General features: G+C 39.8%; 1 protein-coding gene. It reads right to left on the reverse strand.

Going from position 1 to position 1,013, the window contains the following annotated elements:
• Window positions 1-1,013: autotransporter outer membrane beta-barrel domain-containing protein (locus tag ACFIMG_RS02215; RefSeq protein ID WP_375679372.1), on the reverse strand; the 1,013-nt coding region annotated here is incomplete at both ends.

The raw sequence follows: 1,013 nt of genomic DNA on the forward strand, positions 1-1,013 counted from the left end.
TTTTTCCTCTTCTTTTCCTAAGACGGATGTTCTGATATTGGCTAAGAGTGCGTTTTGTTTAGCCATATCGGTTAATCCACTATAGAAGAGAGCATTTGGCATGACTAAGTAACTGGCCGTTTGTGCTACAGGGACGATCACACTTGGACCAGAACCAGAATCTGTTTCAAGAATTTCTTTATGTAAGCGGAAATCCCAGAAATTTTCATTCTTCTCATCAAAGAGGCTTTGTGCAACATCGGCTGTACCGTGGCTTGACTCTGGTCCATAGGCCGTTAGCGTATATTTATAAGGCAAACGATTTCTTGTGGTATAGCCATTTACGAGTTTGAAAGAGTCTTCTCGTGCTTTTCCAGATACTTGAATGAGTGAAAGTCCACCTATATTGGAAGGAGCAGCAGCATTGACTACACTACTTTCATCTCCTGAATCGCTTTTGATATAAACTGTTGTGGAGCCTGAGACATCACCGTGGATCAGAAGTCTATCGGTTTTTTGATCGGCACTTGCTACGCCATCACTCCAAGCAATATTGAAGTAAATCTTTGCATCACCAGAGGCGTTGTAGACTTCTTGCGTGTCTGGTTTACCAGAACCTATATGCAATGTGTGATAATGATCTTCTGTTTGTCCATTAAAGATAATAGAGCTGTTATCGAGATTAAGCGTAGAAATATCGGAACGAGATCTTTGAGCAATATCAAGCAGATTGCCATCATCATCTTTTTCTTTTGTACTGGTCTTTAGTGTCCATGTTGTCTTGTTTTGTAGATCAAAACGTACATTTCTGTCTTTAGCAATATTCGCTCTGCCTTCTAAATTTGAATGATCAGCGCTTAATGTGAAGGTGCCATTGGAGATCTCATTAATATCTTTCTCCTCCCAAAAGCTTTCTTTTTTTGTAAAGAGGCCGTCCCCTAATAACACGTCGGCATGGATTTCTGAATTTGTGAGATTAACTGTACCAATTGACAGATCGGCACTATTTTCAATGTTATTTTTAGTGAAAGCTC

Source organism: Bartonella sp. AP11XZML (assembly GCF_042196445.1).
Taxonomy (GTDB): Bacteria; Pseudomonadota; Alphaproteobacteria; order Rhizobiales; family Rhizobiaceae; genus Bartonella.